Consider the following 16503-nt stretch of genomic DNA (forward strand, 5'->3'; position numbering starts at 1 on the left):
AACGGGTGGAGGTGCCGGGTGGAAGCCGGCCGAGGGCGGGACTACGGTCCCAATCTGACACTATCCTGGTGCCGTGAAGCCGTTGGACCCCCGCCTCATGCGCTACGCGGCCGCGGCCCGGCGCTACATCGCCACGACGGCGCTCACGGGCGTGCTCACCGCACTGCTCGTAATCGCGCAGGCCTGGCTGATCGCCCACGCCATCTCTCCGGTCATAACCGGGAACGCCACCGCCCTGGCCGTCCGGGGCCCGGTGGCGGCGCTGGCCGCCGTGGTGACCGCCCGCGCCCTGGTGCTGTACGTGCAGGAGTCGCGCGCGCACCGGGCCGCCGCGGACGTCACCTTCGACCTGCGCCGACAGGTGCTGGGCCGCGCCGCCGCCCTGGGACCGCGCTGGCGCGCCGTCCACGGCGCCGACACCGCCACCCTGCTCACCCGCGGCCTGGACGACCTGGAACCCTACTTCACCCGCTATCTGCCCCAGCTGTTGCTTGCCGCCACCGTCACGCCGGCCACCGGCCTGGTGCTGCTCACCCAGGACCTGCCCTCCGCTATCGCCGTCGTCTGCACCATCCCGCTGATCCCGGTGTTCATGATCCTGATCGGCCGCCTCACCCAGGCCCACTCCGAGGCACGCCTGCGCAGCATGGAGCGCCTGGGCAGCCAGCTGCTGGACCTGCTGGCGGGCCTGCCCACGCTCAAGGCGCTGGGGCGCCAGGCCGGACCCGCCCGGCGGGTACGGGAGCTCGGCCGCGCCTACAACGCCACCACCATGTCCACGCTGCGGGTGGCGTTCCTGTCCGGGGCGGTGCTGGAGTTCATCACCACCCTGTCGGTGGCGATCATCGCCGTCGAGGTCGGCTTCCGGCTGCTGTACGGACGCCTAGACCTGGCCACGGGACTGCTGGTGATCATGATCGCTCCCGAGGTCTACCAGCCGTTGCGGCAAGTGGGCTTCCACTTCCACGCCTCCGCAAACGGGGTGGCCACCGCCGAGGCGGTCTTCGCGGTGCTGGAGGAACCCGTGCCGCAGCCGGGCACCACGCCCGCCCCGGATCTGCGCACCGCCGCGATCAAGCTGGAGGAGGTGTCGGTGGCCGCCCGCGGCGCCTGGGCGCCGGCCGACCTGAGCGCCGAGATCCGCCCCGGCCGGGTGGTGGCGCTCACCGGCGCCTCCGGGGTCGGCAAGACCACCGCCGCCGGGCTGCTGCTCGGCCTGTTGTCCCCCGACCGGGGCCGGGTGCTGGTGCTCGCCGACGACGGACGGGCGGTGGACCTGGCCGACGTCGACCCGGCCTCCTGGTGGAAGCAGATCGCCTGGGTGCCCCAGCGGCCCGTGCTCGTTCCCGGCACGCTCCTGGACAACGCGCTCGGCGACGAGCCGGACGGGCCGACCGAACCAAGCGCACATGCCGCGTCGGCTGTCGCCCCCACCGCGATTCCCTCCCCCGCGCCGGTCCCGCCCGCTCTGGCCGCGGCGGCAGCAGCAACCGGTTTCGATGCCGTGGTCGCCGAGCTTCCGGGCGGGTGGTACGCGCCCGTGGGCCAGGGCGGCGTGGGGCTGTCAGTCGGGCAGCGGCAGCGCCTGGCGCTGACTCGGGCCCTGGCGACCAACGCGCCGCTGGTCCTGCTGGATGAGCCCACCGCGCACCTCGACGCCGCCAGCCAGGCGCAGGTGCTGGGCGCCGTCGCCGCCCTGCGCGCGGCAGGCCGCACCGTGGTGGTGATCGCCCACCGGGCGGCGCTGGTGGCCCTGGCCGACGACGTCGTCGCAGTCTCCTCCCGCCCCATCCCCGGGGCGGCACCGGACGGATCCGCCCCGGACCCGGCCGTTGAGGGTCTCGTATTCTCCGGAGGCGGCCGATGAGCGCCGTGCTGACTCCCGCCGAGCGGCGCGCCCTGCGCCGCGCCGTTGCCCTACTGGACCTGGACGGCGCCCGTTTCGCCGCCTCCGTCGTCGTCGGCTCCCTGGGCCTGGCCAGCGCCGTCGGCCTGTCCGCGGTGGCGGCGTGGCTGATCGCCCGCGCTTCGCAGGGCCCGGACGTGGTGGCCCTCGGGGTGGCGCCGGTGGCGGTGCGCCTGCTGGGCATCTCCCGCTCCGTGCTGCGCTACTGCGAACGGCTGCTCTCCCATGACACCGCGCTGCGCGGCATGAGCGCCCTGCGCACCCGCCTGTACGAGATCCTGGCCGCCGCCCGCACCGATACGATCGCGGGCCTGCGTCGCGGAGAGGTACTGGCCCGGGTCGGCGCGGACGTGGACGCCGTCGGAGACCTGGTGGTGCGCTCCCTGCTGCCGATCGCGGTCGCCGCCGTACTGGGGGCGGCCACCAGCCTGGGGATCGCACTGGTGTACGCCCCGGCCGGGGCGATCCTGGCGGTCTGCCTGCTGCTTTCGGGGGTGGTCGGCCCGCTGGTGACGATCCGGGCCGCCCGCGCCGCCGAGCTGGCCCGCCAGGAGCAGGCCACCGGCCTGTCGGCCACCGTCATGAACATCCTCGACGGTGCCGATGAGCTGCGCGTGGCCGGCCGCATGCCGCGCGTCATGGACGGCCTGGCCCGGCTGGAGGCCCGTCTTGACTCCACCCGGAACCGGGCGGCGCGCCCGGCGGCGCTCGCCGCCGTCGTCGACACCGTGGCGATGGGGCTGGCGGTGCTCGGCAATACGCTCGTAGGCGCCCAGGCCGTGTCCGACGGCCGGCTGGCGCCGGTGTGGCTGGCGGTGATCGTCCTGGTGCCGCTGAGCGCCTTCGAGGCATCGGCGGCCCTGGGCCCGGCCTCCGTCCAGCTGGTCACCTCCGCCGGGGCGGCCGTGCGCATCGTGACCCTGATCGAGGACGCCGAGGCCTCCGCCGCCCGAGTCCCGACCCCGCGCCCGCTGCCCGCCGTCCCCTCCCCCGGCCCGCACCTGCGGGCACGGGGCCTGGCGGTGGGCTGGCCGGGGGGTCCGGTCCTCCTCGACGGAGTCGACCTTGACCTGACTCCGGGGCGACGCCTGGCGGTAGTCGGCCCCTCTGGGATTGGCAAGACCACACTGCTGCTGACCCTCGCAGGACTGCTGGAACCGCGCGGCGGCGAGCTGACTCTTGACGGAGCCCCTCCGTGGGCTGCGGACCGGGCGGAGGCGGCCGGGCGTGTCAGCCTCACCGCGGAGGATGCTCATGTCTTCGACACCACCGTGCTGGAGAACCTGCGCGTAGCCGATGGCGCGCTCGGCCCCGAGCGGGCCGTGACGCTGCTGGAGCGGGCCGGGCTGGGGCGCTGGCTGGCCCACCTGCCAGAAGGCCTCAACACGCGTCTGGGCTCGGATGCGACTGCCGTCTCCGGCGGGGAGCGGCGCCGTCTGCTGCTGGCCCGGGCCCTGGCCGCCCCGGCCCCGCTGATGCTGCTGGACGAGCCCGGGGAGCATCTGGACGCCGCCACCGCCGATCAGCTGGTGGGTGACCTGCTGCGCGCGGGCGACCGGGCCGTGCTCGCCGACGGCCCGGCGGCCGCGGAGGCCGCTGCCCGCGGCGTCCACGACGTCCACGGCGTCCTACTGGTCACCCACCGTCTGTCCGCACTGGCCGAGGCCGACGAGGTGCTCGTCCTGGGGCGTGCGAAGGAGGCGGATCCGGGGGCTCCCGCCACCGTGACTCATCGCGGCACCCATGCGCACCTCGCCACCGCCGACCCCGAATACCGCTGGTCCCTTCAGCAGGAGCAGGAGAACCATGTCTGACACGCCGTCCTACCCCGGCAGCCCCGCCGCCCGCCACCACGCGACCGAAGCGCCTACGGGCAGCACGGTCCGCCTGTTCCGGGCGGCCCTGCGGCTGACGAGTTCCCTGAAAGTCCCGGAGGCTCTGAATCGGCTCGTTGACTCCGCCTGCGCCCTGACCGGTGCCGCCTGGGGAACGATCGCCGCTCCCGGGTCCGCCGATCCGGCCACGGCCGCCTCCCTGACCACCGGCACCGCCACCGCCTCCGCCGACGAGCTGGCGACCATGGTGGTAGGAGCACCCGGCGCCGGCCCGGAGGAGGCCGGGGTTGTCGTCCGCAACACACCCGACGACGGTGAGCGCTGCGGCGCCATCCTGTCCGCCCCGCTGCGGGTGCGCGGGCAGGTCTACGGACGCCTGTACCTGTGCGACAAGCACGGCGGCTTCACCGACGCGGACGTCACCGCGGTGCTCACGCTCGCGGAGGCCGCCGCGGTCGCGCTGGAGAACGCCCGCCTGTACCGGGAGGCCCGCGACCGGGAGCAGTGGATGGCCGTGTCGCAGGAGTTGACCACGCTGCTGCTGTCAGGTGCCGACGAGGACGATGCGCTGACATTGATCGCACGCCGGGTGCGTGAGGTCGCCCATGCGGACACCTCCGCCCTGGTGCTGCCCAGTGTGGGCGATACGTGGATCTGCGAGATCGCGGATGGGGAGCACGCCGACGAGCTGGTGGGCACCTTCTTCCCTCCCGAGGGGCGCGCCCTGAAGACGCTGGCACGACGCACCGGGTTGATTGAGGACTCGCTGGCCGACGCCTGGGGCGCCTCCGACCTGCTGGTGCAGGAGCTGTCCCAGTTCGGGCCGGCCCTGTACGCGCCCATGATCCACCGGGGCCGCGGCGTGGGCGTGATGCTGCTGCTGCGCGAGCAGGGCGCGGAACGCTTCACCCAGCAGGACCTGGAGATCGCTGAGCTGGTGGCCGGGCAGGCCACCATGGCCTTCGAGCTGGCCGACGCCCAGCACGCCGAGGAGATGGCCACGCTCCTGGATGAGCGTGCCCGTATCGCCCGCGACCTGCACGACCTGGCGATTCAGCAGCTGTTCGCCACCGGGATGCAGCTGTCTGCTGCCCGGGACCGGCTGCGCAAGCAGGGGGCCGCCTCCGGCACCGACATGTCGGTGGCCTGCCAGGCACTGGATGCCTCCCTGGCGGCGGTGGACGACTCGGTGCGCCAGATCCGCTCGATCGTGCGCTCCCTGCGGGACCGGGACGAGGACGTCAGCGTGGTGGAGCGGCTGCGGCGCGAGGCGTCGCTGGCCCGCACCTCGCTGGGCTTCGCGCCCTCCCTGATTCTCACCGTGGACGGGCACGGCCTGGCCCAGGCGGCCCGCGACCGGGAGGACGAGCTCATCGGGCTGATCGACGCGGCGGTGGAGCCGGACGTGGCCGACGACATCGTGGCCGTGGTGCGGGAGGGGCTTTCGAATGTGGCCCGGCACGCCCGGGCCTCCTCGGTGACCGTGGACGTGAAGGTGGAGGGACTGCTGGCCTCCCAGCCTCCGGCAGGCCAGGACGGGGCCGCCTCCGGGGACGCCGAGCCCTTCCAGGGCGCACCGGTGGTGGAGGTGGTGTGCCGGGACGACGGCGTCGGTGTGGACCCCAGAGTTACGCGCCGCTCGGGGACGGCCAACATGGCCGAGCGCGCCCGCCGCCACGGCGGCAGCTTCGTGATCGGCCCGCGCGCCCGCTCCGACGGCGAGCGGCGGGGTACCTGCTTCACCTGGCGGGTGCCACTCCATCGGGGTAGCCGAAGCGGGCTGCCTGATTACATGCTCAGTGGCGCGACCGGGCAGCCTTCTTCGCCGCCCTCCTGATAAGCCACCACTGCTGCATCTGGAACGGGTGGTCGTCAGGAAGACCTTCATACCTGTCAACTTGCTCCGGGTCCGCCACCAACAGCACGCCCAGATCCGCCATGCGCTCTCTTGTCGCAATCAGCATCTTGGCAGCGGCCACGGCCCCCGAACTAATCCACTCGCTTTCGATGTCATACGCTCCAACCAGCAACTCGGACCTGCCCTGGCCGATATCTTGTGCCATCGCCACCATCTTCACCACGCCAAGACTCCGCCGGACCCAGGGGACCAGCAGAGCCAGTGGAGCAACCATATACACGACGGGGGTAAGCAGAATGAGCTTGACCGCATGCCCCCGCCGCAGCGCGGCCCCGGTCCAGGGACCGTACTCGCGCAGGAAGGGATCGGCATCCCACGCCTCCAGGGAGAAGCCCTCCCGCCCCAGCACATCAACCACCACCCGCACCGCCTCCCGAGCAGGCAGTGCCACAACAAACCGGCGAGCCGGATACCTAGTACCGATCGAACTCACAGCCCACTCCTCCCCAACCGTTGACCGCGTAGCCGCCCCGTATCACAGGCAGCGAGCCCACCGATGACTCCCGCGGCTCCTCACAGCGACCACATACTGGCAACCTGCCGCTCCGCCGCCGCATAGAGATCATCGGCATAGCGTACGGCGGCGATGATCTCCATCAGCATCAAGCTCAGGTCCTGCCCCGATCGGGAAAGCGACCCATATGTGGAGTCCGCCGCACTGGCAGCCTGGCCGCTCCACTCGGCTTGTGCCACACCCATGCCTCCATCGAGCTGGCTCCAGGAGTACTCCCACTCCCCCTGCGCACGGGAAAGATCCTGGGACAGCCAGTCCAGCACACCATCCTTCACCACCAGGTCGCTCATTACTCGTACTCCTTATCTTCCTTGGCTGTCACGGATCTCATCCATCTGGTCAAGGGGTGTATCGGTTCTCCCTGAGCGCTGTTGCTCGCGCCACTGGGAGCGTAGGGATCGCATGTTGCGTTCCGCCTGTTCGCGCAGATGGCGGGCCTCCGGGGAGCGGTCGGCACCGGAGAGGACGTCCATGATAGTCGTCTGGCCGGCATCAATCCGGCTCTGGATCCTGCGCCAGTCCTCGCCCAACTCGCCCGAGCGCGCCATCCGCGCACGCTCCTCCTCCTGCTGGTCGAACCGTTCCTGTTCGGTCTCCCGCTGGCGCTCCAGTTCCCTTCCCAATGAACGGAGCCTGCCGATGATCGCATCCAGGTCAACGGCCTGCCCGGGCCAGTGCCGCGGCTCCGAACCAAATCCATAACTCATGCCCGCACCCCCGTCCCGCGTACAGCGGCCTCGCCAATGTTGATTACGGTGTAGGAGACCTCAACAATCTTGGCCTTGGCCTGCACCACCCCAGCTATCGCCTCGTATATCAGATTTAGGACGAGGTTGATTGCTCGTACGCATGAGAGAATCTCGTTGAGACTCAGCGCAATATCAGCCCCTGCCTTGATCCACCCGGCCACCGGGACGGTGGCATTCAGAGCGAGCTTACACAGCAGGTTGCTAATGGTCTTCAGCGCTTCACCTACCGCCCAAGCAGCGAGCTTCGCCACCGTGGCCACCTTGCCAACGATCCCGCTCACGTAGCCTGCCGCGTAGCTGAGCGCCGTCGTGGCTCCACTGAGGGCGGTGATAAAGGCGTTGCATGCCTCGGAGCCATCCCCCGTCCACTCCGAGAGGGCGGGCAGCACGGCAGAGTCGTTCTCGCCGATAGCAACAAGCGCCTTGTCCACATAGGACCAGGCGGTCGAGGCGCCATCGACGACCCGCCAATCACCGGCGAACGGCTTATAGATGAGGTCATTGAGCAGCGACCAGCCGAAGAGCTGCTCAAACACCCAGTCCACAGAGCCGAGCAGGACGCCAGCGCTCCAGCGCATGTTGTCAATCTCAGAGGTAGGAGGCTCCGGCGGCACAAGGTAGGAACTCGCGTCCTGGGCCTCCTCAATCCCCCGGTTGGCCGACTTCGCCTGGGCGTAACGGTTCTCGGCTCGATAGAACTGGTCCTCGTCATACCTTCGCAAGGCTTCACCAGAACCGTAAACCTGCTCAATGACCGATGGTTTTCCCCCACCGTAGCCGGGGCCTGCCGCCCGGGCCGCCGCGCCCAACCCGGGAAGATATGTTCTCGGGTCCGTGAAGGGAGGGACGGTGTGGCCGCGTTCCCGGAGGATGCGGGCGGCCTCTTCATAGACCTGCCGGTCGGTCTCGACGTAGGTGTCCAGAGTGGCGTCTAGCTTCTTGCCCGTCCACTCGTGGGCCTCGCCCAGCTGGCGCACGGTGAGCTTGCCCAGCTCCACCACCGCATCATTGAGCGGCTTGAGCGCCTTTAGGAGCATTCCCAAATCGGCGGAGTCCACCCGCGCCCACCGCTCTATGAACTGCTCCATGGTGGACAGGTGCTCTGTGCCCTGCCTGGACAGCGTGGCCCCCGCGAGGGACAGATCCTCGTAGTCGACCTGCATCAGTGCGGCTCCCTTCAGACACGTCTTGCCCGCACCTCCCGTAATCTAACCGACACCGGAGCGTTAGGGAAGGACAACAGTCTGGAAAGAGACTCATGTCGCAAGGCCGCGGGCCGCAACCTTGATGCGACAGCCCCCTCTCAGGAACGCCGCCAGCCGGAGGCGCGTTGGCCGGCCACCCAGGCAGCCACCTGGGTGCGCCGCTGCAGGCCCATCTTGGCCAGCAGCGAGGTGATGTGGTTCTTGACGGTCTTCTCCGCCACCCCGAGGCGCTCCCCGATCTCCCGGTTGGACAGGCCGTCGCCGATGAGCTCGAGCACCTTGCGCTCGGCGTTGGTCAGGTCGGCGGTGGGGTCGTCATGATCGGCTCGGCGGCGCGTCACCGTGCGCTCGTCGAGCAGCACCCGCCCGGAGGCCACCGCCCGCACCACGTCGCTGATCTCGGCGCCGTGGACGGTCTTCAGCAGGTAGGCCCGCGCACCGGCGTCGAGGGACTCGGCCAGCGCCTCGTCGTCGTCGAAGGAGGTCAGCACGATCGGCAGGGCCTCGGGCACGGACTCGCGCAGCGCCTGCATGAGCTCGATGCCGGTGCCGTCGGGCAGCTGCAGATCCACCAGCACCACGTCGGGGCGCATAAGCTCGGCGCGACGGATGGCCTCCGCCTTGGAGCCGGCCTCGGCGACGACGTCGAGCCCGTCGGCGCGTTCGATAATCTCGGCAATGCCGCGGCGGACGATCTCGTGGTCGTCCACGATCATGACGCGGACCGTTTCGGGCGCGGAAGCACTCTGCATAGACCGGAGACTAGCAGCAGCGGGGACCTACGTCACACATGACCGCTGTGCACTCGTCATCGTTCGCGCGGCAGGCGCGGACGAGTCTGGCAGCGGGGGCAGAACACGTGACTGCGGCCCCCGATCGTCTCGGCCCGCAGAAGCGTGCCGCAGCGTCGGCATTCCTGCCCGGCCCGCCCGTACACGGCCAGCGAGCGGGCGAAGAAGCCGGCGGCGCCGTCGGCATCCACGTACAGGGCGTCGAAGCTGGTGCCGCCCGCGGCCAGTGCCCGTTCCATGACCTCGCCGGTGGCGTCCAGCAGTCGCGCCGTCACCCGCGGGCCCAGTGCCTTGCCCGGACGCAGGCCGTGCACGCGGGCGGCCCACAGTCCCTCGTCGGCATAGATGTTGCCGACGCCGGAGACGATGCCCTGGTCCATGAGCAGGGTCTTGACGGCCCGGTTGGAGCGGCGCATCTTGGCGACGGCGGCGGGGCGGTCCAGGTGCGGGTCGAGCAGGTCGCGGGCGATGTGGGTCACGTCAACGGGGATCAGTGGGGCGGGGCTGCCGGCGCCGCCGGGCGCGCCATCGGCGGTGGGCACCATGGCGGTGATGCGCAGGCCGCCGAACATGCGCTGGTCGACCAGGTCGAGGGCGGCGCCGCCGGGGGCGTCACCGGCAATGGGCCGCAGGTGCAGGCGCACGCGCAGGTGGCGTGGGTGGGCGTCGGGATCGCCCGCCGGCTGCGGGGCGCGCGTGGCGGTCAGGTCCACCCGCGGCGCCCCGGGGTCGCCGAGGAAGGCACGCGCATCCTGGGCGTCAGCACCCGCTGCGGCGGATGAGTTGCGGCCGGTGGCGGTGCCGTGCACGAGCAGCTGCCCGCTCATGCCCAGATGCGCGACCAGGGCGTCCCCGTCGTCGAGCGGCAGCCACAAGAACTTGCCCCGGCGCACGGCGGCGGTGAAGGTGCGGCCGGTCAGCCGGCGCACGAACGCATCCGGCCCGCCCCGCTGGCGCCGCAGCGGCCTAGGGTCAAGGATCTCCACGCGCTCCACCGCCCGCCCGGTCAGGTGACGGGCAAGACCGGCGCGGACGGTTTCAACCTCGGGCAGTTCCGGCATGAGCTCGGGCCGACTCAGTCGGAAGGGGATTTGTCCGAAGTCACCGGGCCGACCACGGCAGCGGTGCCCGCCGGGGCATTGGGGGCGGGAGCCGCACCCAGGTCGGCGCGCAGGGCCTCGTTGACGCCGGGAAGGCTCAGTCCCCCGTCGCCGCGGGCGGCCAGGATGGTGGCGTAGGCGGACTCCGCGGCGGCGTGCTCGGCGATCTTCTTGGAGGTGCCGGTGCCCTCCCCGCACACCCGGCCGTCGACGAGCGCCCGGGCGGTGAACACGCGCCGGTGGTCCGGCCCCGTCGAGGTGACCTCGTAGTCGGGGTTGCTCAAGCCGTGGATGGCGGTGAGCTCCTGCAGACTGGTCTTCCAGTCCAGGCTCGCTCCGCGCATCGAGGCGTCGTCGAGGAAACGTGACACCAGGCGCTCGACGACGACGCGCACCGGCTCAAGCCCGGTGGTCAGATAGGTGGCACCGATGAGGGCCTCGACGGTGTCGGAGAGAATGGAGTCCTTGTCCCGGCCGCCGGAGAGGGCCTCGCCCCGACCGAGTTTGATGAACTCGCCCAGGCCCAGGTCCCGGGCGACGGCGGCCAGCGCCGGTTCTGATACGGTCGCGGCCCGCATCTTGGCCAGCTGCCCCTCGGGAAGGTCCGGGTGGGCGTTGTACAGGTTCTCGGTGACGATGATGCCGAGCACCGAGTCGCCCAGGAACTCCAGGCGCTCGTTGGTGGGCAGGCCGCCGTGCTCGTGCGCCCAGGAGCGGTGGGTCAGGGCCAGGTCGAGCAGGTCGGCGTCGATGCGCTCGCCCCAGCGGAAGACGAGCGTGTCCACGTCCTCGCGCGCCGGCGGAGTGTTGCGCTTGGTCTTGCGACGCGAGGACATCAGCGGTGCTCCTCGTCCTCGGCTGCGGCCGTGTCTGCGGCGGCACCCGCGTCAGCGGCATCCGCGCCTTCGGGCAGCAGGGCGGCGAGCGCGGACCAGCGCGGGTCCAGCTGCTCGTGGTGATGGTCGGCGGGCAGGTCGTCCAGGCGCTGGCCGCACTGCGGGCACAGCCCCGCGCAGTCCTTGCTGCAAAGCGGCTGGAACGGCAGGGCGAGCACGAGGGCGTCGCGCAGGGCGAGCTCCAGGTCCAGGGAGGCCTCGCCGACGATGTACAACTCGTCGGCCTCCTCATCGCCCTCGGCGGCCTGGGCGCGGGCAGCCTCGGGGGTGAAGTAGAGCTCGTCGAAGGAGACGGTCATGTCTTCCGCGATGTCGCGCAGGCAGCGCACGCACTGGCCGCTCAAGTGGACGTCGGCGGTACCGCGCACCAGCACGCCGTTGTCCAAGCTGGTCAGCTCGGCGTCCACGACGAGCGGACTGCCCTCCTGGGCGCCGATCATCTCGGCGCCCAGGTCGGCAGGGGCCGCGGCCTCCAGATGAACGTGCTTGAGCGCACCGACCTGCTGCGGCAGGTCGACGATGTCGACGACGAGTCCGGCCGTGCTGGCCATGGTGTTCCTCCTGGATTGTGTGAGGCTGCGCGACCGCAGCGCGGGACACGCGCCCCGGACGGCGCTGCGCAGGCGAATCTACCCGCGAGCGGACCCAACAGCCTACCGGCCGCCCTTGGTCCAATTGCGGGTGGCGGCCGGATCCACGGACCAGCCGGCGAAGTGCCGGGCCGCCTCCTGACGCTCCCGCTCGGCGTCGGGCGCCGCGTCGTCGGCTCCCGTCCCCAGACGGGCGGCCAGCGCATCGCGGCCGGCCCGTACCTGCTCGGCGAGCTTGTCGATCTCGGCCTGCAGGGCGGCCAGGGAGCGGTCGGAGTAGTCGTCGGCGCCGTGGCGCAGCCGCTCGGCACGCTCCTCGGCGGTGGAGATGATGGCGTCGGCGCGGTCGTTGGCCATGCGCACAATGTTCTCCCCGGCAACCAGGCGCTCGGCCTCCTCCTGGGCATGGGCCACGATCCGCCGGGACTCCTCACGCCCCTGGGCGAGGACCGCGTCGGCGTCGGCGACGATCTCCTCGGCCCGGTGCACGGCGGTGGGAACGGCCTGACGGGCGCGGTCGATCAGTTCGAGCACGTCCTGGCGGCTCACGATTGCGGAAGAGCTCATGGGCAGCGTGCGGGCGGTGGAGACGAGTTCGTCAAGCTCGTCGAGGATGCGTAGCAGGTCGTCTCCGGCGTCGGCGCGGGTGGTCACGGGTTCGTCCTTCGGTTCTGCGGGGATTCGGGATTGGCATGGCGGAGGTCGTCGGACGGCGGACCGCCCGTTGCGCCTGAGCCCGGAGCTCCCAGGGCACGGGCCAGGGCGACGGCGACGCCGGGGGGCACGAGCCCGGATACGTCCCCGCCATGGCGGGCGACATCCTTGACCAGGGAGGAGGAGACGTGCGCGTGGGTGGGGGCCGCGGCTAGGAAGAAGGTCTCGGGGGCGCCGAGCTCGCGGTTGAGCAGGGCCATGGGGATTTCGGCGTCGAAGTCGGTGCCGTTGCGCAGCCCCTTGACGATGGCATCGGCACCCCGCCGCGCGCAGAAGTCGGCAAGCAGACCGGGGATCACGGCAACCTCCACGTCGGGCAGGTCGGCCAGAGCGGCACGAGCCAGCGCCACCCGCTCCTCAATGCTGAACAGACGGGAGCCGTCCTTAGTGGCGTTGCGGGCGATTCCGAGGATCACACGGTCGAACACGGAGCCTGCACGGCGGACGACGTCGACGTGGCCGAGGGTGATCGGGTCGAAGGTTCCGGGGTATACGGCAAGCGTCACGCTGCGAGGCTAGCGGACCGGCTCCGGCGGGCGGGGACGCGCGCCGGAGCCGGCGCGTGCGAGCCTGTGCCTGGCAGCGTCAGTCTGCATCCACTCCCAGCCAGGCCTCAATCACCACCGGACGGGGCGCGGCGGCGGCCTCCGGGCGCACGTCGGGGCCGCAGGAGCGCGAACCTATGCCGTGGTGAAGGGCGTCCAGGTGCAGCCACAGGTGGGCGTCGGGGCGCAGCTCCTCCACATGCGCGGCGGAGGTGAGGTTCTCCAGGCTCCACGGGCTCAGCGAGAAGGCGACCGGCGCGGTGGCCGGGATGTCGACGGTTACGCGCCCGGAGGCGTCGCCGGCCAGTTGCAGACGACGCAGGGCCGGACGGGTGCCGCCCTCCTGGGGGCGGACCGGCTGCTGCCACAGCTCGGCCACCTCACCGGTGAAGACGCCGTGGCGGGAGGCCCCGGCGAGGTCAGCGTAGGCCGGAGCCGGCCCCACCCCGGCCCAGGTGGCTCGGGTCAGCCCCGTCGGCAGCCCCAGGCGCACCCCCAGGCGGGGCAGCACCACGGGCAACTCCCCGGTGGGGATGATCTCGGTGCGCAGCCGCAGCCCGCCGGACTCGGCGGTGAGCCTGGTGACGGTCTCCAGGGCCCAGCTCATCTCCGGCGCGCCGCAGCGGGTGCGCACAACGACGGCGTCGCCCTCGATGATGGCGGACAAGTACCGTTCGCACAGCAGGTGCAGGCGGGCCTCGCGCCAGCGATCGGCCGCCGAGGGACCCGGGGCGCCCGAACCGGCGCCCCGGTTGGCGCGACTCGGGGGCACATGCCAGTAGTCGAGCGGGCCGTGCCCCTCGTCGTTGTCGGTGGGGGCGCGCCAGACGGTGGTCAGCGGGCCGACAACGTCGAGTCCGCCCAGTTCCACGAGCCGACCACGCCCGTCCAGCCGGGCGGGACCCAACCGGATGCCGCCGCGCAGCCGGACCGGGGCGCTGCCACCGGCAGGTGCCCCCTGGTCCGCCGCGCTCGCGTCCTCGGCGCGGTCTCCTCCGGGCGCGCTCGTCGGCATGGGCACGCCGGGGTGGGCGGACCCGGCCGGAGCGGGCTCAGCCGATGAAGCCGGAACCGCCGCCTCCCGGGTGGACATGACGCGGCGCCCGGCGGCGTCGTTGCAGGCCACCTGGGCCAGCAAAGGGGCGCCGTCGTCCGGGTCTACCTGGCGGGGGCCGACGTCATCCATCCCGGTGATCACGGGATCCAGGACGGCGGTGAGCACATGGGCGCCGCGGCCGGCGGTGCGGGCACGGGCCACGGCGGTGGCCAGCTCCGGCGCTTCGAGCAGCGTCTCCTCCCCCGCAGCGAGTTCCGGCAGCGGACGCTCACCGGTGGTGACCGCACCGAAGGCGGGGAGCTCCGTGGGCGCGGCGGCGTCGGCCCCTACCGGAGCGGGGCCGTCGGCGACGGAGGGTTCCAGAACCACCTGCCAGGCGAGCACGAGCCCGGCGGTGGTGCGCGTGTGGAAGCGGTTGCGCACCCGGACTGCGCCGTCGCTCCCACCAGGTCGGCCCGCGTCGCCGACCCAGGCGGCCGTGACGGGGGCGACCGCATTGGCCCAGGCGGTGGTGCCGGCGCTGGGCGTGGTGTCTGCGGAGACGAGCCCGTCGCACACGAAGTTGCCGTCGTGCACGGTTTCACCGAAGTCGCCGCCGTAGCGCAGAGCCCCTCCGGCTGCGGGACGGGGATCGACCAGGGCGTGGTCGCGCCACTCCCACACGAATCCGCCCAGGTGGCGGGGATTGGGCTCGACCTGCGCGGTGTAGCCCTCGATGCCGCCGGGGCCGGTGCCCATGGCGTGCAGGTACTCGCACATGATGAACGGCAGGGAGCGCACATGGGCGTTCTGAGCCGGGGTGAGGCGGGCGGCGGCGTGCCCGGGCACGGCCACCGGCGTGCTGGCGGGTGCGCCGACGTCGGCGAGTGCACCGCTGACGGTCTCCTGCCCGCGCCCGACGACGGCCTCGATCTCCTCCAGAGTCGGATACATGCGCGAGTGGACGTCGGTGTAGGCGCCGGCGAAGTCGGACTCGTAGTGGATCAGGCGGCCGGGGTCGCGGCCTTTGATCCACTGGCTCATGGCGGCCAGGTTGCGGCCGGTGCCGGACTCGTTGCCCAGCGACCACAGCAGGATCGCGGGGTGGTTCTTGTCGCGCTCGACCATCCGGCGGGCGCGGTCCACCAGGGCGTCGCGCCAGGCGGGGTCGTCGGCGGGGTTGCCCCGCCAGCCATGGGCCTCGAAGCCGTGGGTCTCCAGGTCGCACTCGTCCATGACCCACAGGCCGATCTCATCGGCCAGGTCGAGCAGGCGCGGGTGGGGCGGGTAGTGGGAGGTGCGGATGGCGTTGACGTTGTGGGCCTTCATGGCCGCCAGGTCGGCGCGGGCCCAGTCCTCGTTGAAGACGCGGCCGCAGTGGGCGTTGACCTCGTGCCGGTTCACGCCGGCGATGATCAGGCGGGCGCCATTGACACGCACCTGTCCGTCTACGACCTCCAGGCGGCGGAAGCCGATGCGCAGGCGCATGGTCTCCTCCCGGGCGGTGACCACCAGGTCGTACAAGCGCGGCACCTCCGCGCTCCAAGGCTCAACCGCGGGCGCGGCCAGGCGGGCAGTGCCGGGGGCGGGCAGCTCGGCCGCCAGGCCCAACTCGGGCACCCGGACCCGCAACGGGAAGGCGGTGGGCGGGGCGTCCACATCGACCTCAAGGGTGCCGACACCGGTGGCGGGGTCGTAGTCGGTGCGGGCGAAGACGTCGTCGATCCTCCCGGCGGGCCGGTGCAGCAGGGTGATGTCGCGGAAGATGCCGGGCAGCCACCACTGGTCCTGGTCCTCCACGTACGTTCCCGGCGACCACTGGGATACCCGCACGGCCACGGTGTTCTCCCCCGGGCGCAGCAGCCCGGTGACGTCCAGCTCGGAGGGCAGGCGCGAGCCCTGGGTGGCGCCCACCCAGGCGCCGTTCACCCACACGGACGCGAAGGACTCCACCCCGTCCAGGCGCAGCACCTGGAGGGCTCTGGAGTCTCCCAGGGGCCAGTCGGCGGGGAGGGCGAAGGTGCGCACGTGGTCGGCGGTGGGGTTCTCGTCGGGCACGTGGGGCGGGTCCACCGGGATGGGGTACTGGACATTGGTGTACCAGGGCAGGCCGCGCTCACCCTCACCGGTGAGCACCCAGTGGGCGGGCAGGTCGATCTCACCCCAGGAGCCCAGGGCGGCGTCGGCGGTGTCGAAGTCGGGGGCGATGGGCTCGCCGTGCTCGTCCAGGCCCTCGGGGTGTGCCTGCGCGTACAGGCGGAAGGCCCAGGTGCCGTTCAGGCTCAGGGCCGGGGCGTCGGTGTTTTCGGGGGCGACCCAGGCGCGCGGCGGCAGATGGCGGCCACGGCCGGTCCCGGGCACGGTGGGGAGGAGCCAGGGCGTGGCGTGGCGCCCCGCCCCGGTCTCGGGCTGCATGTCTTGATCGGCGTCGGCAGGTCCGATGACGGTGCGCGGCATGTGTCTTCCTCCCGGTCCCGGCGGAGCGCCTGCGGTGCCCCCGGTTTTCGCATATCAGGCTTAAGCCTAGTGGCACTGGACCTAGTCGCCGCCACCGGCCCCACCCCCTCGCCTCTGGCGCCGTCGGCGGCCGCAGTCACGCGCCGAGGGCGGCCGCTATGACAGCGGCGAGCTGCGTGCGTACTCGGCGGGAAAAGTGTCCCAAATCGGCACAAACGACGGAATCGGGAAACCGACTCGAATACGC

General features: G+C 71.9%; 14 protein-coding genes. 3 read left to right on the forward strand and 11 right to left on the reverse strand.

All coding sequences use genetic code 11. From position 1 onward, the window contains the following. Positions 1-73 precede the first annotated feature (73 nt). Genes cydD through BLR49_RS05865 form a run of 3 tightly spaced genes read left to right on the forward strand, consistent with a single transcriptional unit; the run spans position 74 to position 5578 of the window. The gene (gene cydD, locus BLR49_RS05855) at positions 74-1867 is read left to right on the forward strand and encodes a thiol reductant ABC exporter subunit CydD (RefSeq protein WP_218121314.1); all 1794 of its coding nucleotides are present in this window, start codon (positions 74-76) and stop codon (positions 1865-1867) included. Continuing rightward, positions 1864-3720 carry a thiol reductant ABC exporter subunit CydC gene (cydC, locus tag BLR49_RS05860; RefSeq protein ID WP_092534900.1) on the forward strand — a complete coding sequence of 619 codons (1857 nt, stop codon included), beginning with the start codon at positions 1864-1866 and terminating at the stop codon, positions 3718-3720. The genes cydD and cydC overlap by 4 nt, the downstream gene beginning before the upstream one ends. After that, positions 3713-5578 carry a GAF domain-containing sensor histidine kinase gene (locus tag BLR49_RS05865; RefSeq protein WP_245690499.1) on the forward strand — a complete coding sequence of 622 codons (1866 nt, stop codon included), beginning with the start codon at positions 3713-3715 and terminating at the stop codon, positions 5576-5578. Before cydC ends, BLR49_RS05865 begins: the two co-directional genes overlap by 8 nt. Here BLR49_RS05865 and BLR49_RS05870 read toward each other — a convergent pair. The 11 genes from BLR49_RS05870 to BLR49_RS05920 form a co-directional block, all read right to left on the reverse strand. After that, a complete protein-coding gene (locus tag BLR49_RS05870) occupies positions 5538-6092 on the reverse strand; it encodes a hypothetical protein (protein WP_143013717.1) in 555 nt (184 codons plus the stop codon). The two genes, BLR49_RS05865 and BLR49_RS05870, sit on opposite strands and share 41 nt — an antisense overlap. 80 nt (positions 6093-6172) lie before the next feature. Next, positions 6173-6463 (reverse strand): WXG100 family type VII secretion target, encoded by a 291-nt coding sequence (locus BLR49_RS05875; RefSeq protein ID WP_092534906.1) that lies wholly within the window; start codon positions 6461-6463, stop codon positions 6173-6175. A 12-nt stretch (positions 6464-6475) separates the two neighbouring features. After that, positions 6476-6880: a hypothetical protein gene (locus BLR49_RS05880; protein ID WP_092534909.1), complete on the reverse strand. Its 405-nt coding sequence runs from the start codon at positions 6878-6880 to the stop codon at positions 6476-6478. Then, positions 6877-8085: a hypothetical protein gene (locus tag BLR49_RS05885; protein WP_092534912.1), complete on the reverse strand. Its 1209-nt coding sequence runs from the start codon at positions 8083-8085 to the stop codon at positions 6877-6879. Before BLR49_RS05885 ends, BLR49_RS05880 begins: the two co-directional genes overlap by 4 nt. Before the next feature lie 140 nt (positions 8086-8225). Next, positions 8226-8879 (reverse strand): response regulator, encoded by a 654-nt coding sequence (locus BLR49_RS05890; protein ID WP_092534915.1) that lies wholly within the window; start codon positions 8877-8879, stop codon positions 8226-8228. Between the two features lie 56 nt (positions 8880-8935). Continuing rightward, a complete protein-coding gene (gene mutM, locus BLR49_RS05895; protein WP_092534917.1) occupies positions 8936-9979 on the reverse strand; it encodes a bifunctional DNA-formamidopyrimidine glycosylase/DNA-(apurinic or apyrimidinic site) lyase in 1044 nt (347 codons plus the stop codon). Positions 9980-9993: 14 nt separating this feature from the next. Next, positions 9994-10854 carry a ribonuclease III gene (gene rnc / locus BLR49_RS05900; RefSeq protein ID WP_092534920.1) on the reverse strand — a complete coding sequence of 287 codons (861 nt, stop codon included), beginning with the start codon at positions 10852-10854 and terminating at the stop codon, positions 9994-9996. After that, positions 10854-11465 (reverse strand): YceD family protein, encoded by a 612-nt coding sequence (locus BLR49_RS05905; RefSeq protein ID WP_092534924.1) that lies wholly within the window; start codon positions 11463-11465, stop codon positions 10854-10856. Before BLR49_RS05905 ends, rnc begins: the two co-directional genes overlap by 1 nt. Positions 11466-11567: 102 nt before the next feature. Beyond that, on the reverse strand, positions 11568-12158 hold the full coding sequence (locus tag BLR49_RS05910) for an ATP synthase subunit B family protein (protein ID WP_092534927.1): 591 nt from the start codon (positions 12156-12158) through the stop codon (positions 11568-11570). Next, positions 12155-12724 carry a pantetheine-phosphate adenylyltransferase gene (coaD, locus tag BLR49_RS05915; protein ID WP_092534930.1) on the reverse strand — a complete coding sequence of 190 codons (570 nt, stop codon included), beginning with the start codon at positions 12722-12724 and terminating at the stop codon, positions 12155-12157. Before coaD ends, BLR49_RS05910 begins: the two co-directional genes overlap by 4 nt. A gap of 79 nt (positions 12725-12803) precedes the next feature. Next, on the reverse strand, positions 12804-16256 hold the full coding sequence (locus tag BLR49_RS05920; protein ID WP_092534933.1) for a glycoside hydrolase family 2 TIM barrel-domain containing protein: 3453 nt from the start codon (positions 16254-16256) through the stop codon (positions 12804-12806). Positions 16257-16503 lie beyond the last annotated feature (247 nt).

Source organism: Actinomyces ruminicola (assembly GCF_900103885.1).
Classification (GTDB): Bacteria; Actinomycetota; Actinomycetes; order Actinomycetales; family Actinomycetaceae; genus Actinomyces; species Actinomyces ruminicola.

What these genes read in the sequence shown, in the direction of transcription:
- cydC (WP_092534900.1), top strand. Translation starts at nt 1,864, where the DNA reads ATGAGCGCCGTGCTGACTCCCGCCGAGCGGCGCGCCCTGCGCCGCGCC.
- BLR49_RS05890 (WP_092534915.1), bottom strand. Translation starts at nt 8,879, where the DNA reads ATGCAGAGTGCTTCCGCGCCCGAAACGGTCCGCGTCATGATCGTGGAC.
- BLR49_RS05875 (WP_092534906.1), bottom strand. Translation starts at nt 6,463, where the DNA reads ATGAGCGACCTGGTGGTGAAGGATGGTGTGCTGGACTGGCTGTCCCAG.
- BLR49_RS05920 (WP_092534933.1), bottom strand. Translation starts at nt 16,256, where the DNA reads ATGCCGCGCACCGTCATCGGACCTGCCGACGCCGATCAAGACATGCAG.
- rnc (WP_092534920.1), bottom strand. Translation starts at nt 10,854, where the DNA reads ATGTCCTCGCGTCGCAAGACCAAGCGCAACACTCCGCCGGCGCGCGAG.
- BLR49_RS05865 (WP_245690499.1), top strand. Translation starts at nt 3,713, where the DNA reads ATGTCTGACACGCCGTCCTACCCCGGCAGCCCCGCCGCCCGCCACCAC.
- BLR49_RS05885 (WP_092534912.1), bottom strand. Translation starts at nt 8,085, where the DNA reads ATGCAGGTCGACTACGAGGATCTGTCCCTCGCGGGGGCCACGCTGTCC.
- BLR49_RS05880 (WP_092534909.1), bottom strand. Translation starts at nt 6,880, where the DNA reads ATGAGTTATGGATTTGGTTCGGAGCCGCGGCACTGGCCCGGGCAGGCC.
- mutM (WP_092534917.1), bottom strand. Translation starts at nt 9,979, where the DNA reads ATGCCGGAACTGCCCGAGGTTGAAACCGTCCGCGCCGGTCTTGCCCGT.
- BLR49_RS05905 (WP_092534924.1), bottom strand. Translation starts at nt 11,465, where the DNA reads ATGGCCAGCACGGCCGGACTCGTCGTCGACATCGTCGACCTGCCGCAG.